Origin of the sequence: Mangrovicoccus algicola (assembly GCF_014903745.1) — a bacterium.
Taxonomy (GTDB): domain Bacteria; phylum Pseudomonadota; class Alphaproteobacteria; order Rhodobacterales; family Rhodobacteraceae; genus Mangrovicoccus; species Mangrovicoccus algicola.
The window spans coordinates 1-26649 of the sequence record NZ_JACVXA010000047.1 but is presented as its reverse complement, the minus strand read 5'-3'; the positions used below and the strand labels follow the sequence as shown (position 1 = coordinate 26649).

Genomic DNA, 26649 nt, shown 5'->3' with positions numbered 1-26649 from the left:
AGCCCCCGGCCAGGGGAGGTCCCGGCTCTGCGGCCGGGACGGGACGGTTCAGAACGCCTCCGCCTCCAGATCCATGACCGGCGCGGCGCCGGAGCGGATGCGGGCCAGATGCAGCCCCGTCGCGGGCATCTGGCGGGCCATGTGGAACCGCCCGGTCGCCAGCTTGGCCTGCCAGAAGGCCGGGTCGCCCTCGCCGGCGTCCAGTTTCCTCAGCGCCACCGCGGCGATGCGGGCCCAGACCAGCCCCAGCGCGACATGGCCGAAGAGATGCATGAAGTCGTAGCTGCCCGCCAGCGCCGCATTGGGATCCTTCATGCCGTGCTGCATGAAGAACATCGCCGCCTCCTGGAGGTCCTTCGACCCGGCCTTCAGCGGCGCGGTGAAGGCGGCCATCTCCTCGCGGTCATTCTCCTTGCAGACGGTCTTGACCATCTCGAGGAAGGCCATCATCGCCTTGCCGCCGCTCGCAGGCAGCTTGCGCGCGACGAGATCCAGCGACTGCACCCCGTTCGTGCCCTCGTAGATCATGGTGATGCGGGCATCGCGGACGAATTGCTCCAGCCCCCATTCGCGGGTGAAGCCCGACCCGCCCAGCGTCTGCTGCGCCAGCACAGTGGTCTCGAACCCCTTGTCGGTGAGGAAGCCCTTGATCACCGGGGTCAGCAGCGAGATCAGCGCCTCGGCCTCCGCGTCGCCGGCATGGGCGGCATCGATCAGCGAGGCCCCCCACAGGACCAGCGCCCGGCCGCCCTCGACGAAGCTTTTCTGCATCATCAGCCCGCGGCGCACATCGGGATGGACGAGGATCGGGTCGGCCGGTCCGCCGGGATTGCGGGCGCCGGTCACGTCGCGGCCCTGGAGACGGTCGCGGGCGAAGGCGGCGGCGTTCTGATAGGCGACCGCGCCCTGCGCCAGCCCCTGCAGCCCGACGCCCAGCCGCGCCTCGTTCATCATGGTGAACATCGCGCGCATGCCCTTGTGCATCTCGCCGATCAGGAAGCCCTTGGCGCCGTCGTAATGCATCACGCAGGTGGCATTGCCGTGAATGCCCATCTTCTCTTCCAGCCCGCCGCAGGTCACGCCGTTGCGCTCGCCGAGGCTGCCATCGTCATTGACGAGGAATTTCGGCACGAGGAACAGGCTGATGCCCTTCACGCCGTCGGGCCCGCCGGGGATCTTTGCCAGCACGAGATGTATGATGTTCTCGGTCAGGTCATGTTCGCCCGCGGAGATCCAGATCTTCTGGCCGGTGAGGGAATAGCTGCCATCGGGCTGCGGCTCCGCCTTCGTGCGGATCAGCCCCAGATCGGTGCCGCAATGGGGCTCCGTCAGGTTCATCGTGCCGGACCAGTCGCCCGCGATCATCTTCGGCAGATAGGCGGCCTTCTGCTCGGGCGAGCCATGGGCCTGGATCGCCGAGATCGCGCCGTGGCTGAGCCCCTGATACATGTTGAAGGCCATGTTGGCCGAGACGAACATCTCGCCCACCGCGCAGTTGAGCACATAGGGCATGCCCTGGCCGCCATAGTCCGGATCGCAGTCGAGCCCGATCCAGCCGCCGTCGCAGACCTGGCGATAGGCCTCGCGGAACCCGTCGGGCGTGCGCACCGCGCCGTTTTCCAGGCGGCAGCCCTGCCGGTCGCCCACGGCATTCAGCGGCGCCAGCACGCCGGTGGCCAGCCGCCCCGCCTCCTCGAGCACCTGGCGCGTGAAATCGGCATCCAGGTCGGCATAGCCGGGCAGGTCGCGATCGGCGACGCCCAGCAGATCCTGCAGGACGAACTGGATGTCGGCAGTTGGGGCCGTATAGCTCGGCATGGTTCTCTCTCCCCGATAGGCGGCGCGGAAGGCGCCGCGGCAAACTTGCGTCGCGTGCCCCCTCTTGGCGGGGGGCTACGCGCTCAGGCGGCTCAGGCCGCCTCGGTCTTCCCCACAGCGGAAAGCTGCTCCTCGGCCCAGTCGAGCTGCTGCTGCAGGTCGTCGATGGCCTGGGTCAGCGTCTCGCGCTGCTCGATCATCTCGGCCAGGTGCTGGCGCCCCAGCCGCGCGGCCTCGCGCATCTGGGTGTTCTGCGGATCGGCCGGGTTGTGCAGATCCAGGAGCTGGCGGATTTCCTCGAGGCTGAAGCCGAAGCGCTTGCCGCGCAGGATCAGTTTCAGCCGCGCGCGGTCGCGCCGGGTGTAAAGCCGTTTCTGGCCGATCCGGATCGGGGCCAGCAGCTCCTTGGATTCGTAGAACCGCAGCGCCCGCGCGGTCACGCCGAAGGCGTCGCACATGGCACGGATGGTCAGGGTTTCTTCTTGCGTCATTGCTTTTTCTCTTGTTGCCGCCAGTAGCGGGTCGGCACATGTACTCTACGTAAGCCGGTTGCAACACGGCTTGCCGCGCAGGTAACCCGAACGTGGCGTCATGGCAAAGAAATGGCGGGTCGGAACAAGTTGACATGGGGTCGGTGCAATCCGGCCATGCGTCCAGATCATGCCTGCGGGATCTGGGCCGCGGTCCGGTCGCGCAGCTGCCGCAGCTCCTCTATCGTCTCGCCCAGCTGGCGGTGCTGCTCCTCCAGCGTCGCCAGCTGCCGCGCGGCCAGGTCCAGCCAGGCGCGCATCTGCACATCGGTTCCCTTTTCCTCGTAGATCAGCAGCCATTGCCGGATTTCCTCCAGCGCGAAGCCGAAGCGGCGGCCGCGCAGGATCAGCGTCATCCGCGCCACCTCGCGCGGGCCGTAGAACCGCGTGCCGCCATCGCGCCGGGGAAACAGCAGCTCGATGGACTCGTAATAACGCAGCGTGCGCGGCGTCACGTCGAATTTCGCGCACATTTCCTTGAAGGTCAGCTGCTGGCCAGCATCGAACTCGGCGGTCATCGTCGTCCTCCCTTCCCGGAAGGCTAGCGCCGCGGAACGGCTGAGGCAATTCGGCACGCTGCGTCACGGACGTCGCGTCAAGGATATGGACGCGCCCGGGCTTTGCAACAATATGGCGGCAGGAGAATAGCCATGACCCCACAGATCCCGCAGGCGCTGCGCGCCTTCACCGAGGCCCTGCCGCAGGCGCGTGCGCTCGGGCTGCAGCTGGAGGAGGCCGGAGCGGGCAGGGTGGTCCTGTCGATGCCCTGGGCCGAGGAGCTGGTCGGCGATCCCGAGACCGGCGTGATCCATGGCGGGGCGGTTTCGACGCTGATGGACACCTGTTGCGCCGGCGCCGTCGTCTGCCATCCCGACATGGCCGAGGCGGTGACCGCGACGCTGGATCTGCGCATCGACTACATGCGTCCCGCCGCGCCGGGAAAACGCATCCTCGCGCGGGCCGAATGCTATCATGTCACCCGCACCGTGGCCTTCGTGCGCGCCCAGGCCTGGACCGAGGGGGACGCGGACCGCCCCGTCGCCATGGCCACGGCCGCCTTCACCGCGCTGGGACGCCGGGAGGCCGCGCCATGACGCCGGAACCGATGCAGGTGGTCAAGCAGCGGCGCGATGCGGCGCTCAAGGCGCTGGAGGCGCGCATCCCCTATCTGCGCTTCATCGGCGTGACGATGGAGCGGCGCGGCGACGAGCTGACGGCGCTGCTGAATTACAAGGACACGCTGATCGGCAACCCGATGCTGCCGGCGCTGCATGGCGGGGTGATCTCGGGATTCCTGGAATGCGCCGCGCTGATCGAGCTGGCCTGGGGGCCGCTGTGGCAGCGCATCGAGAGCGGTGCCGTCACGGTCGAGGAGCTGCGCGATCCCGCGACGCGGCTGGCCATGCCCAGGACGATCGATTTCACCACCGACTTCCTGCGCGCCGGACTGCCGCGCGATGCCTATGCGCGGGCGCGGGTCAACCGCTCGGGCCGGCGCTACGCATCGGTCCATGTCGAGGCTTGGCAGGACAACCGCGCCCGGCTGTTCGCCCAGGCGACCGGGCATTTCCTGATGCCGCAGGATGGATGAGACCGCCGCGGCCGCCCTGCCGCTGAGCCATGGCCGCGTCTGGCGGATCGCCGGGCCGATGGTCCTGTCGAATGCCACCGTGCCGCTGGTGGGCGCGGTCGACACGGCGGTGGTCGGCCAGATGGGCCTGGCCGCGCCGATCGGCGCGGTGGCGGTGGGGGCGGCGCTGCTCAATGCCTGCTACTGGCTCTTCGGCTTCCTGCGGATGGGCACGACCGGCATGGCGGCGCAGGCGCGCGGCGCGGGCGACCGGGGCGAACTGGTCGCGCTGCTCAGCCGCGCGCTGCTGATCGGGGCGGCGGCGGGGATGGTGCTCATCTGCCTGCAGGTGCCGCTGTTCCGCCTGGCCTTCGGCCTGTCGACGGCCAGTGCCGAAGTGCAGGAGATGGCCCGGTCCTATTGCGCCATCCGCATCTGGTCGGCCCCCGCGATGATCGCAGGCTACGGCATCATCGGCTGGCTGATCGCCAATGAACGCGCCACCGCCGTGCTGATCGCGCAGCTGGCGATCAACGGCATCAACATCCTGCTGGACCTGTGGTTCGTGCTGGGCCTCGGCTGGGGCGTCGAGGGCGTGGCCTGGGCCACCTTCGCCGCCGAATGGGCCGGGCTGGCGGCGGGGCTGTGGTTCTGCCGCGACGCCTTCCGCGGCACGGCGTGGCGCGACGCGGCGCGGGTCTTCGACCGGGCGCGGCTGGTCGCCATGGCGGCGGTCAATGCCGACATCATGATCCGCTCGGTGTTGCTCCTGTCGGTGGGGATCAGTTTCGTGTTCTTCTTCTCGCCCGCCTTCGGCGAGGTGCCGCTGGCGGCGAACCAGGTCCTGATGCAGTTCATCGCCGTCACCGCCTTCGCGCTGGACGGGCTGGCCTTCGCGGTGGAGACGCTGGTGGGGCAGGCGATGGGCGCGCGCGATCCGCGGCGGCTGCGCCGCGCGGCGGTGATGTGCAGCCAGTCGGGCCTGGCGGTCGGTCTGGCGCTGACGGTCTTCTTCGCGCTGGCCGGGGGGGCGCTGATCGACCTGATGACCACGGCGCCGGGGGTGCGCGAGGAGGCGCGCCATTTCCTGCCCTGGATGGCCGCGGTGCCGCTTCTGGGCGTGGCGCCCTGGATGCTGGACGGCATCTTCATCGGCGCGACGCGCGGACGGGACATGCGCAACATGATGCTGGTGGCCACCGGGATCTATTTCGCCGCCGCGCTGGCGCTGGTGCCGCCTTTCGGCAATCACGGCCTCTGGGCGGCGCAATGCCTGTCCTACATCGCCCGCGGCGCGGCGCTGGCCTGGCGCTATCCGGCGCTGGAACGGGCGGCGGCGCGGCCGGGATAGGCGCTCAGTCCGGCCCTGCGCCCCAGCTCCTGTCCTGCATCTCGCGCAGGCGGCTGGCGGTGCGCTCGAATTCGAAACTGCCCGTCCCGTCCAGGTAGAGCCGTTCGGGTTCGTCGGCGGCGGAGACGATCAGTTTCACCCGCGCCTCGTAGAGCGCGTCGACCAGCGTCACGAATCGCTTGGCCTCGTTGAACTTCTCCATGCCCAGCCGCGGCACGTCCTCGAGGATCAGCACGCGGACCGCCTCGGCGATGGCCAGGTAGTCGCCCGGGCCCAGCATCGCGCCGCACAGATCCCAGAAGGAGGCCCGGCCGACCCCGTTGCGGAAGCGCGGGATGACCACGTCGCGGCCCTTGATCCTCAGTACCAGTTCCTCGCCCGAGCGGTGGCGTTCCTCGGCCATGCGCCCGGCCTTGGTGGGGGCGGTGTCGCGGTTGCGCGGCGCGCCGGTCATCTCGTGCCAGATCGCGTCGATCTTCTCGCGCGCGGCGGCATCGGCGGGATGGAAATAGACCTGCGACCCGGCCAGCCGGTCCTGCCGGTAATCGGTCGGGCTGACCAGTTCATGCACCACCAGCCGCGCCTTGATCTCTTCGATGAAGGGCAGGAAGAGCTGCCGGTTCAGCCCGTTCTTGTACAGGTCGTCGGGATGGCGGTTGGAGGTGGTCACCACCGTCACGCCGCGTTCGAACAGGCGCTCGAACAGCCGCCCCACGATCATCGCATCGGTGATGTCGGTGATGGTCATCTCGTCGAAGGCCAGCAGGCGGACCTCGTCGGCGACCTTGTCGGCCACCGGCACGACCGCATCCGAGGCGCCCGCCTTGCGCGCCTCGTTCAGCCCGGCATGGATCTCCTGCATGAAGGCGTGGAAATGCACGCGGCGGCGCGGCACGCCGACATGGGCGACGAAAAGGTCCATCAGGAAGGACTTGCCGCGCCCGACGCCGCCCCAGAGGTAGAGGCCGCGGACCGGCTCGGGCGGCTTCTTCGATCCCAGCCCGAACAGCCCGCGCTTCGGCGGCGGGGCGGCCAGCTCGCGGCGGATGCGCTCGAATTCCGGCAGGACGGCCTCCTGCGCGGGGTCGGGCCGGATCGTGCCTTCGGCGGCGCGGGTGGCATAGATGTATTTCAGCTCGGTCATGGCCCGCGATGTAGCGCGGAAGCCTGCGGGGGGGAACTGCCTTTGTGCCGCGCGGGACCGCGCTCAAAGCTTGCAGGTCGGTTAAGATGCGGGCGCTTCTCAGGACAGGATTAACGCTGTCGGCAAAGCATGGCGGCCGCGCCTTGCAAGCCTCCGGCATTCGCTTCATGGTGAACGGCAGGCTCTGGCGATGCTTGAAAGACCGGAAGCTTCGTACCATGTACGAAACCTTACCGGAGAGGAGGGAGTTGCCTAGCCTAGGGACTCCCGTCCGCTGCCACGAAGGATGAACCATGACAGATACCCTCAGCCCGTCCTATCCCGTCCTGCCGCTGCGCGATATCGTGGTCTTCCCCCACATGATCGTGCCGCTGTTCGTCGGACGCGAGAAATCGGTCAAGGCGCTGGAAGAGGTGATGCGCGAGGACAAGCAGATCCTGCTGGCCTCGCAGATCGACGCAAGCGAGGATGATCCCGGCACCAAGGCGATCTACCGGATCGGCGTGCTGGCCAATGTGCTGCAGCTGCTGAAGCTGCCCGACGGCACGGTCAAGGTGCTGGTCGAGGGCCGCAGGCGGGTCAAGATCCTCAATTATCTTGAAAACGAAGAGTATTTCGAGGCCACGGCCGACGCGCTGGAGGAATCCCAGGGCGACGGCGCGACGGTGGAGGCGCTTCAGCGTTCCGTCTCGGGCGAGTTCGAGAAATACGCCAAGGTCAAGAAGAACATCCCCGAGGAGGCGCTGGCCGCCGTCGCGGAGACCCATGATCCCGCCAAGCTGGTCGACCTCGTGGCCGGTCATCTGGGCGTGGAGGTCCAGCAGAAGCAGGAGCTTCTGGAAACGCTGGTGATCGCCGAGCGGCTGGAGAAGGTCTATGGCCTGATGCAGGGCGAGATCAGCGTCCTGCAGGTCGAGAAGCAGATCAAGACCCGCGTGAAATCGCAGATGGAGCGCACCCAGCGGGAATACTATCTGAATGAGCAGATGAAGGCCATTCAGAAGGAGCTGGGCGACGGCGAGGACGGGGCCAACGAGATCGCCGAGCTCGAGGAGCGCATCGAGGCCACCAAGCTGTCGAAGGAAGCGCGCGAAAAGGCGGATGCCGAGATCAAGAAGCTGCGCCAGATGTCGCCGATGTCGGCCGAGGCGACGGTGGTGCGCAACTACCTGGACTGGATGCTGTCGATCCCGTGGGGCGTGAAATCCCGCGTCAAGAAGGATCTGGGCAAGGCCCAGACCATCCTGGATGACGATCATTACGGGCTGGAGAAGGTCAAGGAACGCATCGTCGAATACCTTGCGGTGCAGCAGCGCTCCAAGAAGCTGAAGGGGCCGATCCTCTGCCTCGTCGGCCCGCCCGGCGTCGGCAAGACCTCGCTGGGCAAGTCGGTCGCCAAGGCCACGGGGCGCGAATTCATCCGCATCTCGCTGGGCGGCGTGCGTGACGAATCCGAGATCCGCGGCCACCGCCGGACCTATATCGGCTCGATGCCCGGCAAGATCATCCAGGCGCTGAAGAAGGCCAAGACCACCAACCCGCTGATCCTGCTCGACGAGATCGACAAGATGGGCCAGGATTTCCGCGGCGACCCGGCCTCGGCCATGCTGGAGGTGCTGGATCCCGAACAGAACGGCACTTTCGTCGATCACTACCTGGAGGTGGAATACGACCTCTCGGACGTGATGTTCCTGACCACGGCCAACAGCTACAACATGCCGGGGCCGCTTCTGGACCGGATGGAGATCATCTCCGTCGCGGGCTATACCGAGGACGAGAAGCGCGAGATCGCGACCCGTCACCTGGTGCCCAAGCAGGTCAGGAACCACGGGTTGAAGGCCAAGGAGTTCAAGCTCGAGCCCGAGGCGCTGACCGACGTGATCCGCTACTACACCCGCGAGGCGGGCGTGCGGAACCTGGAACGCGAAGTCGCCAAGATCGCGCGGAAATCGCTGACCCGGATCGTCAAGAAAGAGGTCGAGACGGTCGATGTCACCCCGGAGGTCCTCGAGGATTACCTGGGCGTGAAGAAGTTCCGCTACGGCCTTGCCGAGAAGGAAGACCAGGTGGGCGTCGTGACCGGCCTGGCTTGGACCTCCGTGGGGGGCGACCTGCTGTCGATCGAGGCGCTGAAGCTGCCCGGCAAGGGCCGCATGAAGACCACCGGCAAGCTCGGCGATGTCATGAAGGAGTCGATCGAGGCGGCGTCGAGCTATGTCCGGTCGGTCTCCACCGCCATCGGGGTCAAGCCGCCGCGCTTCGACAAGGTGGATATCCACGTGCACGTCCCCGAGGGCGCGACGCCCAAGGACGGACCCTCGGCGGGCATCGCGATGGTGACCTCCATCGTCTCGGTCCTGACCGGCATCCCGGTGCGCAAGGATATCGCCATGACCGGCGAGGTGACGCTGCGCGGGAATGTCCTGGCCATCGGCGGCCTCAAGGAGAAGCTCCTGGCGGCGCTGCGCGGCGGCATCAAGACGGTGCTGATCCCCGAGGAGAACGCCAAGGATCTGCCCGAGATCCCGGCCAATGTGAAGGAAGGCCTGACGATCATCCCCGTCGGCCATGTGACCGAGGTCCTGAAGCACGCGCTGACCAGCCAGCCCGAGCCGGTCGAATGGGACGAGGAGGCCGAGGAGGCCGCCGCCCAGGCGCTGGCCCAGGCCGGGAAGGACGCCGCCGCAACGGCGCACTGAGCGCGCTGCGGCACGTTGATCGCCCCCGCCGGAAACGGCGGGGGCTTTTTCATGCCCGGCCGCCGCCGCCCGGGCCGCCGCCTGCCGGGACCCGATGCGGCAAGCGGCGGGGGACAGGGCAGGGCGAAAATCGCCGGGCCGGACGGCCCTTTTGCCCCGCGTTGCCTTCGGTCGGGCCGGTCTCGCCCGTCGCAGGGGCAGGGTGCAGGGGAATGGCTCCGGGTGTTCGTTGCGGTCATTGTCCTCGCGACGGGCTGCGTTCGCCGGCGGCGGGCCTGATGGGCTGCCATTGCCGCATGTCCCGGTGCGCGCGCCGCCATCGCCCTTCATTGCCGCTCCAAGGTCGCGGCTGTGCCCGGGTGGAAGGCGGGAGAGGCAGTCATCGGCCGCATCGCATTTCCGACGGCACCCGCGAGGAGGCAGGCCGGGGGGCGGCCGATCTCGGCGCGCGCCGGGCGGTTGCGAAGGCGGCTTGTCGCGCCGCAGGGCGCAGGGTCTGCCGGTTCGGGAAACCGGCCCGGTGCTCAGGGAAAGGTCGGGCCGCGTCCCAATGCGCGGCTTTCCGCGTTCTGGGCGCGCCAGATGGCGGATTGCAGCGGATCGACGCCCGGCGGCATCGAGAAATCGGGCGCGCTGCGGTCCTGGCCGCCCAGGCGCGGCCGCGAGACCGGCCGAGATGCTGCCAGCGCCTCGGCCTGCTGCCGGTCGCGGCGCAGCTGCGCGATATCCCCGGCGGAGGCGCGCCCGGTCGCCGGAATGGCGGCCAGCGCGTCGCTGCCCCGGTCGATGCGGCGCAGCTGCGCCTCCGCGGCATAGGGCGTGACATTGGGAACCGGGTCGGGGTCCCGTCGCGGGCCGGTCCCCCGCGTGCCGCCGCCGCCGCCGCCGCCCTCGGTGGAGACGGGGCCGCCGCCGCGCAGGGGCGGCTGGCCGGGCTCCAGCCGGGTCATCTCCCCGCAGGCGGCGAGCCCGAGCGCCCAGAGAAGCCCGGCGCGCCTCATCCCAGCATCCGCGTGATCATCTCGGTCGTGTCGCGGCTGAGGCCCTTCGTCGCCAGCATCCGTTCCAGCGCCTCGCGCATCTGCGCGCGCCGGTCGGCATCGTAGCGGCGCCAGGTCTCGAAGGCGGTGCTCATCCGCGCGGTCGTCTGGGGGTTGACCGGATCCAGCCGGATCAGCCAGTCGGCCACCAGCCCGTAGCCCGCCCCCGACGGGTCGTGGAACCCGGCCGGGTTGGCCGCGAAACCGCCGATCACCGCGCGGAACCGGTTGGGGGTCTTCCAGGAGAAGTCCGGGTGCTCGCTCAGCGTCCGGGCCGTGGCCACGGCCGTTTCGGGCCCTGCCAGCCCGACCTGCAGCCCGAACCACTTGTCCAGCACCAGGCGGTCGTCCTTCCACTGGGCGTAGAATTGCGCCAGCTCCTCCTCGGCCTCCCCGATGCTGACCAGCGCGGAAAGCGCGCCGAGCTGTTCGGTCATGTTGTCGGCCGCCGCGTATTGGCGCCTTGCGCGGCCCCCGCCATCGACCAGGGTCAGCAGTCCCAGCGCCGCCCCCGCCAGGGCGCGCCGGCCTGCCGCGCCGGCATCCGGGCTGTAGGGACCTTCGGGGCGCGAATATTCGTAGAGCGCGGCCAGCCGCGGCTGCAGCGCCCGGGCCATCGCCTCGGCGAAGCTGCGGCGCGCACGGTAGATCGCCACCGGGTCGGGGACCGTGCCGCCGTCATGCAGCGCCTGGGCGATATCGTCCTGGCCGGGCAGGGCAAGGCACAGCGCGCGGAAGGCCGGGTCCAGCTCCAGTTCTCCGGCCAGGTCGTTGAGCGCCGCGAAATAGCCCGCGTCGGGATCGGCCCCGTCGCGCAGCATGGCCAGCAGGCTGTTGCGCGCCAGCAGCCGCCCGGCCTCCCAGCGGTTGAAGGGATCGGTGTCATGGGCCAGCAGCAGCCGCAGCTGGCGCGGGTCGGCGCGGCGTTCGAGGATCACCGGCGCCGAGAAGCCGCGCAGCACCGAGGCGACCGGGCGCACCGGCAGATCGGCGAAGCGGAAGCTCTGCCGCGCCTCGGTCATCTCGAGGATGCGCGTCGGCACCAGCTCGCTGCCGTCCGGGGCCAGCAGGCCCGTCGCGACCGGGATGACCAGCGGCGCCTTCTGCGCCTGTCCGGGCGTGGGCGGGGTCTTCTGCGTCAGGGTCAGCGTGAAGGTGGAGCCGTCCCAGGCCTCTTCCACGCCCAGCCTCGGGGTGCCCGCCTGCGCATACCACAGCTTGAACTGTCCCAGGTCGCGGTCGCAGGCATCCTCGAAGACCTTCAGCCAGTCCTCGATGGTGCAGGCCTGCCCGTCATGGCGGCGGAAATAGAGGTCCAGTGCCCTGGCATAGCCGTCCTCGCCCACCAGGCGGCGCAGCATGCCGATCAGCTCGGCGCCCTTCTCGTAGACCGTGGCCGTGTAGAAATTGTTGATCTCGACGAAGCTCTCGGGGCGCACGGGATGGGCCAGCGGGCCGTTATCCTCGCGGAACTGGCGCCCGCGCAGCGCCAGAACGTCGTTGATGCGCTGCACCGGGGCCGAGCGTTCATCGGCCGAGAATTGCTGGTCGCGGAAGACGGTCAGCCCTTCCTTCAGGCAAAGCTGGAACCAGTCGCGGCAGGTGATGCGGTTGCCGGTCCAGTTGTGGAAATACTCATGCGCGATGATCGACTCGATGCGCTCGTAATTGGCATCCGTCGCCGTCTCGGGGCTGGCCAGAACGGCGGAGGAGTTGAAGATGTTCAGCCCCTTATTCTCCATCGCGCCCATGTTGAAGTCATCCACCGCGACGATGTTGAACACGTCCAGATCGTATTCGCGCCCGTAGACGCGTTCGTCCCAGGCCATCGCGCGTTTCAGCGCGTCCATGGCAAAGCCGCATTTCTCCAGGTCGCCCGCGCGCACCCAGATCCCCAGCGCGACCCGGCGCCCGGAGCGGGTTGTGAAGCTGTCGGAATGGCAGACGAGGTCCCCCGCCACCAGCGCGAAGAGATAGGCGGGCTTCTTCCAGGGATCGTGCCATTCGGCAAAGCCCTCGCCCTTGCGCCCGGGATTGCCGTTCGACAGCAGGACCGGCTGCGTGCCCTCGATGCGGACCGAGAAGGGCGCCATCACGTCGGGGCGGTCGGGGTAATAGGTGATCTTGCGGAACCCCTCGGCCTCGCACTGGGTGCAGTACATGCCGTTGGACATGTAGAGCCCGTCCAGCGCGGTGTTCTGCGCCGGTGCGATCTCGACCTCCGCCTCCCACAGGAAGGGCGCGTCGGGCACCGTGCAGCGCAGCCCGCCCTTCACCATCTCGGGCGCGGCCTTCTGCCCGTCGATGCGCGCGCCGATCAGCTTCAGCTTCTCGCCATGCAGGAAGAAATCGCGGGACTTCGCCGCCGGGTCCGGCCGGAAGGCGATGCGCGACGTCACGCGGGTCGCCTCCGGGTCGAGGCGGAAGACCAGCTCGACCTTGTCGATCAGGTAGCCGAAGGGGGCATAGTCCTTCAGATGGACGGTTTCGGCGGCTGATTGGGGACTCGCATCGCGCATCGGGCACTCCTCTGTCTGACGCGGAGCCTAGCCCCGCAGCGGGGCGAGCGGAAGGGGAAGCGGGGCACAGTCGCGCGAGGCGGGTCCGGGCCGCGCAGACAACCTTGACGCGACTCGCGGCGCGGCGCATCCCTTCGCCATGGCCGGGGCGCGGCCGCCGGCCATGTCGCGCAATGGCCGCACGGATTTCCGAAAATGATGTTTCGACGCACTCTTTTGTCCTCGGCCGCGGCGCTGGTGCTGCTGGCCTGCCTGCCTGCCCGGGCCGCCGGTTTCGACTGGAACGGGGTCTGGGCGGGAAAGAACCCCAAGAATGGCCGGGTCACGATCATCACCATCCGCGAGGGCCGGGTGATCAGCTGGAGCTCCGATGGCGAGGCGGCCCCCATCGCCTCGGCCTCGGTCACGCCGGAGGCGGTGCGGATCGTCCATGCCGAGGGCGCGCAGGTGACGATGACCCCGAACCGCGACGGCACGGCCACCTACCTGTGGAAGGGCCGCTCCGGCAGCGCCAAGCACAGGCTGTCGCGCCAGCCCGGATGATGCGGGAGGACAGGCGACGGCCGCCCGCCGCCCGTCGCCGCGCTAGGGCTCGTAGAGACCGGTATAGCGGTCGCGCGCGCCCAGCCCGTGCTCGGCCCGGATCGTGTTCTCGTTGCGCTTGCGGTCATGCGCGTGTTCGCCCAGCCCGACCGTCTTCATCTCCTCGATCCTGTTATCGGCGAAGGCGGTGCCGCGCAGGTTGTTCATGGCATGGACCAGTTCATGGGCCAGCGCGATGAAGGGGGGCCGCTCGCCGCCATCGCCCATGATCAGGTTGGGGTTCCATTTGATCGCCGTCGGCGACCCCGCAGCCGGATTGCAGGCATCGGCCTCGCTGACGCGGATCGCGATATTCGCCCAGCCATTGACGATCTCCTCCCCCTGCAGGCTGCCGTGATTGCCGCTGGGTTTCTGGATGCAGACGGTATAGCCGAACCGCGCCCGATGTGCGCGTCGCGCGATCGAGCCCATCAGGCTCCGGCCCAGCCGCCTGCTGTCGATCCGCGCGAGCGCCTCGCGCGTGATCATCGGAAAATAGAGCTCGTTGGCCATGCATCTGATGATGACGCCCGGCCAGTTGGTGGCATGGTCCTGCATCTGGTCTCCCCCCTGCGTGATCCCGGTCGCGCCCGGTCCCGGCCGCGCAGGCCGGTTCGCGGATTGCGGCGCGATGCGCCCGGGGCCCAGCATGGGGCAGGCCGCCTGCGGGATCTGTGCCTTTCGGCACAGCAGGGGGTGATTGCGGCGGGGCGGGCCGGGATCAGTTCAGGTAATCGACCGGATCGACGCTTTCGAACCCGTTGCGGACCTCGAAATGCAGGAAGCCGGGATCGGACTGGCGCACCACGCCGATCTGCTGGCCGCGGCCGACCGTGTCGCCCTTGGCCACGGCGACCGAGTCGACATTGGCATAGACGGTCAGCAGGTTGTCGGGGTGGCGGATCACGACGATCGGCACCTGGTCGACATCGCGGGTGATCGCCGCCACGGTGCCGCCTTCGGCCGCGCGCACCGGCGCGCCCACGGCGGCGGAGAAATCGACGCCCTCGTTGGCGCCCTTCTCATAGCCGCGCAGGATCCGCCCCTCGACCGGCTTGGCCAGCCGCGCCGTGTCCGAGGCCTGGGTCTGCGGCGCCTCGATCGGGGCGACGGCGACCTCTTCGGCGGGGGCGGGCGCCGGGGTGTCGTCGCGGGGCTGGGGCTCGGCGGCGCTCGGCGGTTCGGCGACCCGCGTGCCTTCGCCCGGCTGCGAGGCGTCGGGGATCGAGGCGGCGGCGGCGGCCGTCCCGGCGGCGGCCGTTCCGGCCGGGCTCTGTCCGGGCAGCGGGATCAGCAGGACCTGTCCTTCGCGCACCGCGTAATCGGGCGGCAGACCGTTCCAGTCGGCCAGCGCCCGCACCGAGACGTTGTAGAGCCGAGCGATGGAATAGGCGGTCTCGCCGCGGGTGACGGTATGGCGCACCGGCTCGGCGGCATCGCTGCCGGGCGTGCCCGACGCGGCGCCGTCGGCCCGGTCCAGCGCCGCGCCCGCGATGGAGGCGATGTCATCGCCGCCCGAGGCCCCGGCGCCCGAGGTGATGCGGGTGGGCAGGACCAGCAATTCGCCGTCGCGCAGGGCGGCATTCTCGGGCAGGCCGTTATGGCGCGCCAGCGCCGCGGGATCGATGCCCAGCCGGGTCGCGATGGAGGCGGGCGTGTCGCCGCGCTGCGCGCGCACCGCGTCATAGGTCGGATAGCTGATCACGCCGCGGCTGTCGGTGGCCGGGGGGGCGGCGGTGACCGGGGCGGGCGGGGCGTTGCCGGGATCGGTGCCCACGCCCGGCAGGCTGAGATTGGTGCAGGCGGAGCCAAGGAGCACGGCAGCGAGCGAGGCGGCACGGAGGAGGGGCTTGGGGGTCATCTGCTCATCTTCCTTCTGGCGCGGCTCTCTGGCGGAGCTTCGGCGCGGGTCACGAATACCAATGGCCGGAGGCCCCGCGGGTCCCGGCCGGTCCTGGTCCTGCCAGCGCTATATCTCGTCTTGTCCCAGGCCTTCAACCAGGGGAACGAAGCGCACGTCGCCGAGCTCCTCGTATTCCACCCCGCCGGGGCCCCGGACCGCCTTGATCAGCCGCTGCACCGAATGGGACTGTCCCACCGGCACGACCATAGTACCGCCCTCGCGCAGCTGCGCCAAGAGCGGGCCGGGCGGATCCTCGGCGGCGGCGGTCACAAGAATGCGGTCGAAGGGCGCGATGGCGGGCAGGCCGCGGCTGCCATCGGCGGTCATGGCGGTGACATTGGACAGGCCCAGCCGCTGGAACCGCCCCGTCGCCTCCTCCACCAGCCGCCGGTGGCGGTCGATCGTGTAGACCCGCCGCGCCAGCTGGCTCAGCACCGCCGCCTGGTAGCCGGAGCCGGTGCCGATCTCCAGCACCGTGTCGCGCGGCCCGACATTCAGCGCCTGGGTCATCCGCGCCACCACGCTCGGCTGGGAAATCGTCTGGCCGCAGGGGATCGGCAGCGGCATGTCCTCATAGGCGCGCCCGGCGAAGGTGCCGGTGATGAAGACGCCGCGATCGACGGTCTCCATCGCGGTCAGGACGCGCTCGTCCAGGATGCCCTGCTGCCGGAGGTGAAAGATGAACTGCATCTTCTGTTCGGCCGAGCTCATGGCGGAGGCTACCCCTCGTCGATCAGCGCGGCGAGGCGCCCCAGACGGTCGCGGGCGGTCAGGTCGGCGCGCAGCGGCGTGACCGAGACATAGCCATCGAGATTGGCCGCCACGTCGCTGCCCGGCGCGGCAGGCACGGTCTGGTCGCCGCCGCGCGCCCAGAGGAACTGCCGGCCCGAGGGCGAGGGCTGGGCGGTGACGGTGAAATTCACCCCCGGCCGCCGTCCCTGCGCCGCGACCCGCGTGCCCTTCACCTCCGCCGCCGGGCAGGCGGGGAAATTGACGTTGTAGAACAGGTGATAGCCGTGTTCCTCGCCCCAGTCCGCATGGTCCAGCAGCCGGCGCACGATCTGCGCCCCATGCGCGCCCGCGGCCTCGAAACTGTCGTCCAGACGGACATTGCCGGGGCCGTAGAACTGCGACAGCGCGATCGAGCGGATGCCCTGCAGCGCGCCTTCCATGGCGCCGCCCAGCGTGCCGGAATACAGCACGTTCTCGCCGGAATTGTTGCCGCGGTTCACCCCCGACAGGATCAGGTCCGGCCGGGCCTCCTTCATCACGTGATAGATCCCGGCCAGCACGCAATCGGCCGGCGCGCCCTCGGCGGCGAAGCGGCGCGGGCCCAGCTCGGCGATCATCGTGGGATGGGTGTAGCTGATGCAATGGCCGACGCCCGACTGCTCGAAGGCGGGGGCGACGGTCCAGACCTCGCCGTCAGCCCCGGCGAGATCGGCGGCGATGCGTTCCAGCACCGCCAGGCCGGGGGCGTTTATGCCATCGTCATTGGTAATCAGAATGCGCAAGGGTCAAGTGTCCTCGTCCAGTCAGTTCCGGGGATAGGGGACCGGCGGGAACGGGTAAATCCCCCGCCGCAAGGTTTTGCGCCGGGGTGATGGATATGTCTCAGGACGTGCGGTCCGGAGCCGGCCCGGGACCCGGATCAGCCCGCATCGCGGGCCTTCTGCCGCGCGATCAGGCACAGCCAGTCATGGGCCAGCGTCGCCGCCGCCAGCGCGGTGATCTCGGCATGGTCATAGGGCGGCGAGACCTCGACCAGGTCCATGCCGGTCAGGTTCAGCCCGTCGAGCCCGCGCAGGAATTCCAGCGCCTGCCAGGAGGCCAGCCCGCCCGGCACGGGCGTGCCGGTGCCCGGCGCGAAGGCCGGGTCCAGCCCGTCGATGTCGAAGCTCAGATAGACCGGCGCATCGCCCGCGCGCTCGCGCACCGCCGCCAGCGCCGCGTCGATGCCGTTGCGGTGGATCCAGGGGGCGGCGAGGATCAGGAAATCGGGATCGGCATCGTTATGGGTGCGCAGACCCACCTGCGAGGACCGCGCGACGTCGATGATCCCCTCGGCCACGGCGCGGGCGAACATCGTGCCGTGATCCAGCCGCGTGCCGTCATCCTCCCAGGTGTCGCAATGGGCGTCGACCTGGATCAGCGCCAGCGGCCCGTGGCGCCTGGCATGGGCGCGCAGCAGCGGCAGCGAGACGGAGTGATCGCCCCCCAGGCTGAGCATCCGCGCCCCCGCGCCGAGGATCGCATCGGCATGGGCCTCGATCGCCGGGGCGACGGTGTCGGGGTGATGTGGATCCAGCCAGACATCGCCCCAGTCGATGGCGGCCAGCGTCTCGAACGGATCAAAGCCCCAGGGAAAGGCCTTCAGCTCTGCCAGCTGCACCGAGGCGGCGCGGATCGCCTGCGGTCCCAGCCGCGTGCCGGTGCGGTTGGTGACGGCGCTGTCGAAGGGGATGCCCGAGATCACCAGGTCGGCGCCCGCGAGATCGCGGCTGTAATTGCGCCGCAGGAAGCTCAGCACCCCGGCATAGGTCATCTCGGGCCAGCGCCCCAGCGTCGTGTCGTTGCGGCGGAATGCCTGGTCGCCCTTCTGCGCGCTCATGCGGCGCCTCTCCTCGTTCGCGGCAGGATTCGCCTGCCATCCTCGCCGGGCATAGTCGCGCCGCTGCCGCGCCGGTCAACAGGATTGCGGCGCTGTCGCGGGGTCAGCCCATGGCGCGGGGGCTCAGCCTTCCTCCGCCGGGACCAGCGCGGCCAGCACATCCGCCAGCATGCGGCGCTGCGCGGCCTCGCGCGCCTCCGGCGAGGATCCGCACAGTTCCGCCTGCGCCCCCAGCAGGGCCGGGCCCTCGGGCGTGCAGGCCGGGAAGGCGTCGCGGGCGGAGGCCCAGGAGGACAGGATGCGCGGTGCCGGGCCCGCCTCCTGCGGCAGATCCAGCAGGTGGCCATGCTCGGGCGCCACGGCCAGGGCGGCGGCGAGGCGCGGATCGTGCCGCGAGGCCGCCAGCGCGGCGGCGTCGGCATCCTGCGGCGCGACCCCGGCCGCCGCCAGCCAGGCGCAATCCGCGTCCCGCGCGGGATCTTCCGCGCAATGCTGCAGATAGGCCTCGACATCCAGCGCGGCGCCGCCGGTCATCAGCGCGGCGGTTCCGCCAAGCGCGACGCCCAGCACCGCGATCCGGCCCTCGTCGATGCGCCCGGTCCAGTCGGGATGCGCCAGGATCGCGTCCAGCGCGCGGGAGATATCCGCGGAGCGGCGCCAGATCTCGTCGACCGCCGCCGCCGGGTCGGGGCGGGGGGCATTGATCTCGGCGGCAAGGAACCCTTCGCGCGCCAGCGCCGCGGCCAGCCAGCTGCCCGACCCGGCGGCGGATCGCAATCCGCCATGCGAGACCAGCACCAGCGGCAGCGGACCCGCGGGCAGCGGGGCGCCGCGCCGCGCGGGCTCGGCGCGGAACAGGGCCGTGCCCCCGGCGGTCACCTCCTCGCCGCCGGGACCGGCGGGATGCCACAGCGCGATGCGCAGCGCGCGGCCTTCCGCGGCGGCCAGATCGATCCGCGCCAGTCCCGGGGGCGCTGTTTCCGTCGCCCGCCCGGGCAGGGCGCCCAGGGCCAGCAGCATCAGGATCACCGCGGCGCGCATCGGGTCAGACCCGCGCGCAGACCGCGGCGGCGGCTTCCAGCGCGCCCTTGCCATGGGGAATGCCAAGCGCGGTCATCCCCGCCTCGATCGTGCCCAGCACGCCCAGCACCATGTGCGCGTTGACATGGCCCATATGCGCGATGCGGAAATAGCCGTCGGAATCGCGTTTCTCGACCGTCTCCATGCCCAGCCCGATGCCCAGCGTCACCCCGGCCTCCTCGGTCAGCCAGCGGCGCAGGCGCGGCCCGTGGTCCTTGCCGATGGCCAGCGTGGTGACGGCATGGCTGCGCAGCGCCGGATCGGCGATGTTGAAGGCCAGCGGACCGCCCTTGCCCCAGGCCTCCACCGCCGCCCAGACCGTGCGGGCCAGGATCGCGTGGCGGGCCCAGACATTCTCCATGCCCTCCTCGTGCAGCATGTTCAGCGCCTCGCGCAGCCCGTAGAGGTGGTGCGTGGGCGCGGTGCCGTTGAAATACTGGTAGAACATCTCGGGTTCGGACCGCGGCACCCAGTCCCAGTACATGCTGACATTCGCCATTTCCGCGCGGCGGGACCTGGCGCGGTCGCTGAAGAAGACGAAGCCCAGCCCCGGCGGCGTCATCAGCCCCTTCTGCGAGGCGGTGATGACCACATCGGCGCCCCAGTCATCCATGCGCATCTCGTCCACCCCCAGGGAGGCGATGCAATCGACCATGAGAAGCGCGGGATGCCCGGCCGCGTCGATTGCCCGGCGCACCGCCGCCACGTCGCTGCGCACCGAGGTGGCGGTATCGACCTGCACCATGGTGATGACGCGGATCGCGTGGTCCGTGTCGGCGCGCAGCCGCTCCTGCAGCCGCGCCGGATCGACCGGGGCCTGCAGGCCGAAATCCATCCGCTCCACCGCGATGCCCATCCGCGCCGCGGTCTCGGCCCAGCCGAAGCCGAAGCGCCCGGTGCACAGCGCCAGCATGGCCTCGCCGGGCGCCGCGACATTGGCCAGCGACGCCTCCCAGACGCCGTGGCCATTGGCGATGTAGATGGCGACATGGCCCTCGGTGCAGGCCACGCGTTTGAGGTCGGGGATCATCGCGTCGGTCATCTCGGCCAGCGCGCCGTAATAGATGTTGGGGGCGGGGCGGTGCATCGCCTGCAGCACGCGGTCGGGCATGACCGAGGGGCCGGGAATGGCAAGATAGTGACGACCGTGAGCAAGAGACATGACGCACCTTCCGAACTGCGCGAACCACGACAGTTCCGTAGTCTGCGCGCCGCACCGCGTCCAGTCCGGGCGGTCAATTTGCACCCGGGCCTTGATGCATTCCCCCCGAGCGCGTATTTCCCCGCCACTTGCGGTCCGATCTCCACGGGTGCGGACCCGGCAGCAGATGGCGGAAAGACGGCGGTACGATGGCAAATCCGATCAAGGCGCGGTTCCGCGAATTCGAACACAGGATGCGCAAGAAATACGGCCGCCGCATCGGCACCCCGGCCGAACGGCGCCAGGCGATGCTGCATTTCCACCTTCTGGATCACGGCTTCCTGCGCACGGTCTGGTGGAACATGGAGGAGATCGCGCCGGGGATCTGGCGGTCCAACCAGCCTTCGCCGCGGCGCGTGGCGCATTACGCGAAGATGGGCATCCGCACGATCATCAACCTGCGCGGCGAGAAGCGGCATTCGCCCTATCTGTTCGAGCGGGAGGCCTGCGACCGCCACGGCATCACGCTGCTGGATATCGAGCTGTCGGCGCGCAAGCTGGTGTCGCGCGAGGATCTGCTGCGGCTGCTGGACCTGATGCGCCGGGCGGAGCGGCCGATGCTGATGCATTGCAAATCGGGTTCGGACCGGGCGGGCTTTGCCGCGGTGCTGTACCTGGCGGTGGTCGAGGGCCGCCCGCTGGCCGAGGCGCGGCGGCACCTGCACTGGAAATACCTGCATCTGAGCAGCACCGATACCGGCATTCTCGATCACGTGCTGGATGTCTACGAGGCCGACAGCGCCGCGACCGGACAGACGCTGGAGGACTGGATCGCCACGCGCTACGATCACGAGGCGCTGACCCGCAGCTGGAAGAGGACACGCAAGTGAGCAGACGCGAGACCGAAGTCCCCGATGGCGAGGCCTGGCCGCTGGTCAAGTGGCTGTGGACGAACTACCTGTCGCCCTTCAAGGCACGCGTTGCCATCGCCTTCGGGCTGATGACGCTCGAAGGCTCGATGATGGGGCTTCTGGCCTATACGCTCAAGCCGATGTTCGACCGCATTTTCGTCGGCGGCGATACCGAGGCGATGAAATGGGTCGCGATGGCGATCCTGGTCATCTTCGTGGTGCGCGGCGTCTCGGGGCTGATCCAGAAACGCATCATGACCTATGTCGGGCAGGTCTCCACCGCGCGGATGCGGCGCGACCTCCTGGCCCATGTCATGGCGCTGGATACCGCCTTCCACAACAACCACCCGCCGGGCCACATGATCACCCGCGTCCAGGGCGACGTGGTCGGCATAGGATCGGTCTGGCGCAGCTTCGTGCTGGGGGTGGGGCGCGACGTGATCGCGGTGATCTCGCTGAGCGCGGTGGCGATCTCCATCGACTGGCGCTGGACGCTGATCGCGCTGGTCGGCGCGCCCCTGCTGATGGGGCCGATCTTCTGGGTGCAGCGCTTCGTGCGGCGCCAGTCCAAGCGGGCGCGCGACCTGAGTTCCGACATCACCGTGCGCATGGACGAGATCTTCCACGGCATCAACCAGATCAAGCTGAACTCGCTGGAGGATTACCAGCACCGCCGCTACATGACGCTGCAGGACGAGACCATCGAGCTGGCCATCCAGACGCAGATGGGCAAGTCGGTCATCCCGCTGCTGGTCGACCTGATCACCGGGGCGGGCTTCGTCGGCGTGCTGTATTTCGCCGGCGGCGAGATCGTCGCGGGCACCAAGACCGTGGGCGAGTTCATGAGCTTCTTCACCGCGATGCTGCTGGTCTTCGAGCCGATCCGCAGGCTTTCGGGGCTGGCCGGCAGCTGGCAGGCCTTCGCCACGCGGCTGGAACGGGTCAAGCATCTCTTCGACACGCGCCCCTCGATCCTCAGCACGCCCGATGCCCGCACCACGCCGCCGGTGCGCCCCGATATCCGCATCGAGGATGTCAGCCTGGCCTATGGCGAATTGCCGGTGCTGCGCCATACCAGCTTCACCGCCGAGGCGGGAAAGACCACGGCGCTGGTCGGGCCGTCGGGGGCGGGCAAGAGCACCGTCTTCAACGTCATCACCCGGCTGATCGATCCCGACGAGGGGCGCATCCTGGTCGGCGGCGTGCCCGCCGAGCAGATCGAGCTGGGCACGCTGAGGGGCATGTTCGCGGTGGTGACGCAGGAAAGCCTGCTATTCGACGAGACGCTGCGCGAGAACATCACGCTGGGGCGCGGCGACGTTTCCGAGGAAGAGCTGCACCGGGCGCTGGAGGCGGCGCATGTCGGCGATTTCGTCCGCAACCTGCCGAAGGGGCTGGACAGCGACGTGGGCGCGCGCGGCACGCTCTTGTCGGGCGGCCAGCGCCAGCGCGTGGCGATCGCCCGGGCGCTGCTGCGCGACGCGCCGATCCTGCTGCTGGACGAGGCGACCTCGGCGCTGGACGTCAAGAGCGAGGCGGTGGTGCAGGAGGCGCTGGACAAGCTGTCGAAGGGGCGCACGACCATCGTGATCGCGCACAGGCTGTCCACCGTGCGCGATGCCGACAAGATCGTCGTGCTGAACCAGGGCGAGGTGGTGGAGCAGGGCACGCATGACGAGCTGCTGGCGCGGGGCGGGGCCTATGCCGATCTCTACCGCACCCAGTTCGGCGCCGACCAGCTCCTGGCCGAAGAGGCCGGCGCCCGGTAACGCCACCTGCCGGGCCGAGCGGGCCCGTTCCCTCCCGGCTGCGCTGCAGGCCTAACCTGAGCTGTTGATCCGGCTGCGCTCCGGACGGCTTCGCGCGACCCCGGCGCGGCGCCCGCCGCGGCCGGGAGGCCCCGGGTCAGGCCCGGGGCGGGACGGCGCCGGTGGAGATGGCGGGATGGCCGGACGGGCGGGGCGGTCCCTTGGTCGCGGTCGGCGGGCATTGCGCGAGCGGCACGGGCGCGACGCGGACCGGACGGGGCGCCAAGGGAACGGGCCGGACCGTCCCGCAGCCGCAAAGGGCTCAGTTCGCGGCGGCGCCGCCGCCATGACGGGCGCCATGGGACGTGTCTGCGGGAAGGCGGTCCGGGTCGACGGGCATCTCGATGCCGATCTCGCCGGCGGTCTCGAAGCGCAGCGTCACCGGCACGGTGTCGCCGGGGGCGAAGGGTCGGCGCAGGCCCAGGAACATCAGGTGGTCGCCGCCGCGCGCCAGGGCGTGCCCTCCGCCTGCCGGGATCTCGATCCCGTCCTCGATCCGCCGCATCCGCATCACGCCATCCGGACCCTGGTCATGGCCGTGAAGCTCGACCCGCTCCGCGGCGGGGGAGGTCGCGCCGATCAGGCGGTCGGCGGCCGTCCCGGCATTCTCGATCACCATGAAGCCCGCGCCCGAGACGGCCTGCGGGCCGGAGGCACGGGCATAGGCGTCGCGGATCGCGATCTCTGCCGCCCCGGCGCCGGCGGCGGGCAGCAGGGCGGGCAGCACGGAACACAGCGCGGCAAGGATCAGGCGGCGGGGCATGGGCGGGGTCTCCTGGTTGCGGGACGGGATCGGGCGGCGATGCGGATCAGTCCTCGAACCGGCGGGCCCACAGATGGGCCTCCTGGCCGCGCGCCTCCGCGACGGAGCCCAGCCCCGCCTCCTTCAGCTTGCGGTCCAGCCCCTCCAGGATGCGCGGCACCAGCGACAGGCCCTCGTAGACCAGCGCCGAATAGATCTGCAGCGCATCCGCCCCGGCGGTGATCTTGGCGAAGGCATCCTCGGCCGAGGCGATGCCGCCCACCCCGATCAGCGGCAGCTTGCCGCCGGTCAGTTCGTGCAGCTGGGCCAGCACGGCGGTGGAGCGGGTGAAGAGCGGCGCGCCCGACAGCCCGCCGGTCTCGCCGCGATGCCGGCTGCCCAGCCCCTCGCGCCCGATCGTCGTATTGGTGGCGATCACCCCGTCCAGGCTGGAGACCGTCGCCACCTCGGCGATATCGGCCAGCGACTGGGCCTTGAGGTCGGGGGCGATCTTCAGGAAGACCAGCGGGCGCGCGTCCAGGGGCAGCTCGGCGCGGGCCTGCATCACCTCGCTGACCAGCGCCCAGAGCGCCTTCTTGCCCTGCAGGTCGCGCAGCTGCTCGGTATTGGGCGAGGAGACGTTGATCGTGACGAAATCGACATGGCGCCCGCAGGTCTGAAGCACCGAGACGTAATCGGGGATGCGGTCCTGGCTGTCCTTGTTCGCGCCGAGGTTGAGCCCCAGGACGCCGCCCCGGGGCCGCCCCTTCAGCCGCGCCTCCATCGCCTCCTCGCCCTCGTTGTTGAAGCCGAAGCGGTTGATCACCGCGCGGTCCTCGGGCAGGCGGAAGAGCCGCGGCCTGGGATTGCCGGGCTGCGGCCGCGGCGTGGTGGCGCCGACCTCGACAAAGCCGAACCCGGCCTGCATCAGCGCGGGCAGCGCGCGGGCGTTCTTGTCGAACCCGGCCGCCAGCCCCAGCGGGTTCTCCAGCTCCAGCCGCCCCAGCCGGGTCTTCAGCCGCGGGCTGCGCATCTTGGCAGGCAGCGGCACCAGCCCGCGCTCCAGCGCCCAGATCGCCCAGTCATGCGCGGTTTCGGGCTCCATGCGATGCATCACCGCCAGGCCCGCGCGTTCCAGCATCCTCATGTCATCTCCTCCGGGAAAATATGGGCGCCATCGGGCCCCGGCGGCAGCGGCCAGTGCCGGGCGACCTCGTCGCGCGCCAGCGCGCGGTAGAGATGCGGGAACAGCTGGCCGCCGCGCGAGGGCTCCCAGCGCAGCGCATCGCCCAGGGCATCGGTCTCCACCGCCGCCAGCACCAGCGCCCCGGCCCCGGCGAAATGCTTCGCCGCCGTCTCCGCCGCCTGGGCGGCCGTGCTGAAATGGATGAACCCGTCGGCCAGGTCCACGGGCGCGCCCGCCGTGGTCCCGTCCCGTTCAAGCGCCGCCCATTCGGGGGCGCGGAATATCTTGTAGATCCGCATGGCTTCTCGTGCCGCCTGCATCCGCCGGGGTCAAGGGGGCGCGCGCCTGCGGGTCGCGCCGCGAGCGGGCGCAATTCGTTTGCCCGGGGGGCGGGCGGGGGGCTAGGTTCGGGGCGAATGCCGCAACGCGAGGCCCCCATGTTCCGCAGATCGCTCTGCCTTCCGCCGCTGCTGGCGGCGCTTGCCGCCCCCGCAGCCGGGGCGGATACCACCATCCACATCCTGCATGTCAACGACCTGCACAGCCGGATCGAGCCGGTGGACAAGCACAATTCCACATGCACCCCCGAAGAGGATGCCGCGGGCGACTGCTTCGGCGGGGTGGCGCGGCTCAAGGCGGTGATCGACCGGCTGCGCGGCGAGCTGGAGGGCCAGCCGGTCGTGGTGCTCGATGCCGGCGACCAGTTCCAGGGGTCGCTGATGTATACCGCGCACAAGGGCGCGGTGGAGGCCGAGTTCATGAACATGATCGGCTTCGACGCGATGGCGGTGGGCAATCACGAATTCGATGACGGGCCCGACACGCTCTCGGCCTTCATCGGCGCGGTGGAGTTCCCGCTGGTCTCGGGCAATGTCGATGTCTCGGCGGAACCGGCCCTGGCGGGAGACCTGGCCGACCGGCTGGTCCTCGACCTGGGCGGCGGCGTGACGCTGGGCATCGTCTCGGCGCTGGCAACCGACACGGTCGACACGTCCAGCCCCGGGGGCAATATCGTATTCGGCGACGAGATCGCCGCCATTGCCGAGGATGTCGCCGCGCTGGAGGCGCAGGGCGTCACCCATATCATCGCGCTGACCCATGTCGGCCTGCCCGTGGACGTGCGCATCGCCGAGGCCGGGATCGCAGGGCTGGACGCGATTGTCGGCGGCCATTCCCACACGCTGCTGTCGAATACCGATGCGGATGCCGCCGGGCCCTATCCGCTGATGATCGGCGATGTGCCGATCGTCCAGGCCGGCGCCTATTCGCGCCATGTCGGCCACCTGGCGCTGCGCTTCGATGACGCCGGGCGGGTGATCGCGGCCACGGGCGACACGATCGCGCTGGACACCTCGGTCATTCCCGACCAGGCGGCGGCGGCGCGGGTCAGCGAACTGGCCGCGCCGCTGGCGGAGATCAAGGCCGAGGTCGTCGGCCGGGCGATGGACCCGGTCGGTGCCGGGACCTGCCGCAGCGAGGAATGCCCGATGGGCAACCTGGTGGCCGAGGCGATGCTGGAGGCGGTGGCAGGGCAGGGCGTGACCATCGCCATCCAGAATGGCGGCGGCCTGCGCGCCTCCTTCGAAGCGGGCGAGGTGACGATGGGCGATGTCCTGGCGGTGCTGCCCTTCCAGAACACGCTGGCCACCTTCGAGGCGACGGGGGCGATGATCATCGACGCGCTGGAAAACGGGGTCAGCCAGGTGGAGGAGGAGGCCGGACGCTTTCCGCAGGTGGCCGGGCTGCGCTTCACCTGGGATCCGACGATCGGCCCCAGCGAGGGCCGCGTGACCGAGGTGCTGGTGATGCAGGATGGCGACTGGGTGCCGATCGACCCCGAAGCCACCTATCTGGCGGTGACCAACGATTACCTGCGCAATGGCGGCGACGGCTACCGGATGTTCGAGGTGGCCGAGACGGCCTATGATCACGGCCCGGGCCTGGAGACGGTCGTGGCCCGCTATCTCGGGGCGCGGCCCGACGGGTACCGGCCCCGGGCCGACGGCCGGATCAC

24 protein-coding genes are annotated in these 26649 nt (G+C 69.9%); 8 read left to right on the top strand and 16 right to left on the bottom strand.

The features are described 5' to 3' along the window. Positions 1–48 precede the first annotated feature (48 nt). The 3 genes from ICN82_RS14790 to ICN82_RS14780 form a co-directional block, all read right to left on the bottom strand. A complete protein-coding gene (locus ICN82_RS14790) occupies positions 49–1818 on the bottom strand; it encodes an acyl-CoA dehydrogenase C-terminal domain-containing protein (RefSeq protein WP_193184171.1) in 1770 nt (589 codons plus the stop codon). Positions 1819–1910: 92 nt separating this feature from the next. Further along, the gene (locus tag ICN82_RS14785) at positions 1911–2309 is read right to left on the bottom strand and encodes a MerR family transcriptional regulator (protein WP_193184169.1); all 399 of its coding nucleotides are present in this window, start codon (positions 2307–2309) and stop codon (positions 1911–1913) included. Between the two features lie 167 nt (positions 2310–2476). After that, entirely contained in the window at positions 2477–2866 is a 390-nt protein-coding gene (locus ICN82_RS14780) for a MerR family transcriptional regulator (RefSeq protein WP_193184167.1), read from the bottom strand. A gap of 132 nt (positions 2867–2998) precedes the next feature. Between ICN82_RS14780 and ICN82_RS14775 the strand changes: the two genes are divergently transcribed. From ICN82_RS14775 to ICN82_RS14765, 3 genes are read left to right on the top strand one after another with little or no spacing between them, the layout of a single operon-like run. Next, positions 2999–3442: a PaaI family thioesterase gene (locus ICN82_RS14775; protein ID WP_193184166.1), complete on the top strand. Its 444-nt coding sequence runs from the start codon at positions 2999–3001 to the stop codon at positions 3440–3442. Further along, on the top strand, positions 3439–3939 hold the full coding sequence (locus tag ICN82_RS14770; protein WP_193184164.1) for a PaaI family thioesterase: 501 nt from the start codon (positions 3439–3441) through the stop codon (positions 3937–3939). The genes ICN82_RS14775 and ICN82_RS14770 overlap by 4 nt, the downstream gene beginning before the upstream one ends. Next, on the top strand, positions 3932–5269 hold the full coding sequence (locus ICN82_RS14765) for an MATE family efflux transporter (RefSeq protein ID WP_193184162.1): 1338 nt from the start codon (positions 3932–3934) through the stop codon (positions 5267–5269). Before ICN82_RS14770 ends, ICN82_RS14765 begins: the two co-directional genes overlap by 8 nt. A gap of 4 nt (positions 5270–5273) precedes the next feature. On the opposite strand, the gene zapE is transcribed toward ICN82_RS14765, so the two are convergent. Further along, positions 5274–6413 carry a cell division protein ZapE gene (gene zapE / locus ICN82_RS14760; RefSeq protein ID WP_193184160.1) on the bottom strand — a complete coding sequence of 380 codons (1140 nt, stop codon included), beginning with the start codon at positions 6411–6413 and terminating at the stop codon, positions 5274–5276. Positions 6414–6706: 293 nt separating this feature from the next. Between zapE and lon the strand changes: the two genes are divergently transcribed. After that, positions 6707–9112: an endopeptidase La gene (gene lon, locus ICN82_RS14755; protein WP_193184158.1), complete on the top strand. Its 2406-nt coding sequence runs from the start codon at positions 6707–6709 to the stop codon at positions 9110–9112. 524 nt (positions 9113–9636) lie between these two features. Here the strand turns inward: lon and ICN82_RS14750 are convergent. Both ICN82_RS14750 and pepN read right to left on the bottom strand, forming a co-directional pair. After that, complete coding sequence (locus ICN82_RS14750) at positions 9637–10113, bottom strand: hypothetical protein (RefSeq protein WP_193184155.1); 477 nt, start codon at positions 10111–10113, stop codon at positions 9637–9639. Next, on the bottom strand, positions 10110–12671 hold the full coding sequence (pepN, locus tag ICN82_RS14745) for an aminopeptidase N (protein WP_193184153.1): 2562 nt from the start codon (positions 12669–12671) through the stop codon (positions 10110–10112). Before pepN ends, ICN82_RS14750 begins: the two co-directional genes overlap by 4 nt. Positions 12672–12866: 195 nt before the next feature. Here pepN and ICN82_RS14740 point away from each other — a divergent pair, with 195 nt between their 5' ends. Continuing rightward, positions 12867–13214, top strand: a complete 348-nt coding sequence (locus ICN82_RS14740) for a hypothetical protein (protein ID WP_193184151.1) — start codon at positions 12867–12869, stop codon at positions 13212–13214. A 42-nt stretch (positions 13215–13256) separates the two neighbouring features. Here ICN82_RS14740 and ICN82_RS14735 read toward each other — a convergent pair whose 3' ends face one another. From ICN82_RS14735 to ICN82_RS14705, 7 genes are all read right to left on the bottom strand, one after another. Beyond that, the gene (locus tag ICN82_RS14735) at positions 13257–13811 is read right to left on the bottom strand and encodes a M91 family zinc metallopeptidase (RefSeq protein WP_193184149.1); all 555 of its coding nucleotides are present in this window, start codon (positions 13809–13811) and stop codon (positions 13257–13259) included. 163 nt (positions 13812–13974) lie between these two features. Then, positions 13975–15114, bottom strand: coding sequence for a LysM peptidoglycan-binding domain-containing protein (locus ICN82_RS14730; protein WP_193184147.1), 1140 nt, complete (start codon positions 15112–15114; stop codon positions 13975–13977). A gap of 108 nt (positions 15115–15222) precedes the next feature. Then, the gene (locus tag ICN82_RS14725; RefSeq protein ID WP_193184145.1) at positions 15223–15867 is read right to left on the bottom strand and encodes a protein-L-isoaspartate(D-aspartate) O-methyltransferase; all 645 of its coding nucleotides are present in this window, start codon (positions 15865–15867) and stop codon (positions 15223–15225) included. Between the two features lie 8 nt (positions 15868–15875). Then, positions 15876–16670: a 5'/3'-nucleotidase SurE gene (gene surE / locus ICN82_RS14720; RefSeq protein WP_193184143.1), complete on the bottom strand. Its 795-nt coding sequence runs from the start codon at positions 16668–16670 to the stop codon at positions 15876–15878. Positions 16671–16807: 137 nt separating this feature from the next. After that, the gene (speB, locus tag ICN82_RS14715; protein ID WP_193184141.1) at positions 16808–17767 is read right to left on the bottom strand and encodes an agmatinase; all 960 of its coding nucleotides are present in this window, start codon (positions 17765–17767) and stop codon (positions 16808–16810) included. 123 nt (positions 17768–17890) lie between these two features. Next, positions 17891–18808, bottom strand: coding sequence for an alpha/beta hydrolase family protein (locus tag ICN82_RS14710; RefSeq protein ID WP_193184139.1), 918 nt, complete (start codon positions 18806–18808; stop codon positions 17891–17893). Positions 18809–18812: 4 nt separating this feature from the next. Further along, positions 18813–20009, bottom strand: coding sequence for a pyridoxal-phosphate-dependent aminotransferase family protein (locus tag ICN82_RS14705; RefSeq protein WP_193184138.1), 1197 nt, complete (start codon positions 20007–20009; stop codon positions 18813–18815). Between the two features lie 188 nt (positions 20010–20197). Between ICN82_RS14705 and ICN82_RS14700 the strand changes: the two genes are divergently transcribed. Together ICN82_RS14700 and ICN82_RS14695 are read left to right on the top strand one after the other, a co-directional pair. Continuing rightward, on the top strand, positions 20198–20878 hold the full coding sequence (locus ICN82_RS14700) for a fused DSP-PTPase phosphatase/NAD kinase-like protein (RefSeq protein WP_193184136.1): 681 nt from the start codon (positions 20198–20200) through the stop codon (positions 20876–20878). Further along, a complete protein-coding gene (locus ICN82_RS14695) occupies positions 20875–22668 on the top strand; it encodes an ABC transporter ATP-binding protein (protein ID WP_330999015.1) in 1794 nt (597 codons plus the stop codon). The genes ICN82_RS14700 and ICN82_RS14695 overlap by 4 nt, the downstream gene beginning before the upstream one ends. A 301-nt stretch (positions 22669–22969) precedes the next feature. Here ICN82_RS14695 and ICN82_RS14690 read toward each other — a convergent pair whose 3' ends face one another. From ICN82_RS14690 to ICN82_RS14680, 3 genes are read right to left on the bottom strand one after another with little or no spacing between them, the layout of a single operon-like run. Then, positions 22970–23470 (bottom strand): copper chaperone PCu(A)C, encoded by a 501-nt coding sequence (locus ICN82_RS14690; RefSeq protein WP_193184134.1) that lies wholly within the window; start codon positions 23468–23470, stop codon positions 22970–22972. Positions 23471–23516: 46 nt separating this feature from the next. Next, a complete protein-coding gene (locus ICN82_RS14685; RefSeq protein ID WP_193184132.1) occupies positions 23517–24596 on the bottom strand; it encodes a quinone-dependent dihydroorotate dehydrogenase in 1080 nt (359 codons plus the stop codon). Then, a complete protein-coding gene (locus ICN82_RS14680) occupies positions 24593–24934 on the bottom strand; it encodes a DUF952 domain-containing protein (RefSeq protein ID WP_193184130.1) in 342 nt (113 codons plus the stop codon). The genes ICN82_RS14685 and ICN82_RS14680 overlap by 4 nt, the downstream gene beginning before the upstream one ends. A gap of 138 nt (positions 24935–25072) precedes the next feature. Here ICN82_RS14680 and ICN82_RS14675 point away from each other — a divergent pair. After that, on the top strand, positions 25073–26649 hold a 1577-nt coding region (locus tag ICN82_RS14675; RefSeq protein ID WP_193184128.1), incomplete at its 3' end, for a bifunctional metallophosphatase/5'-nucleotidase.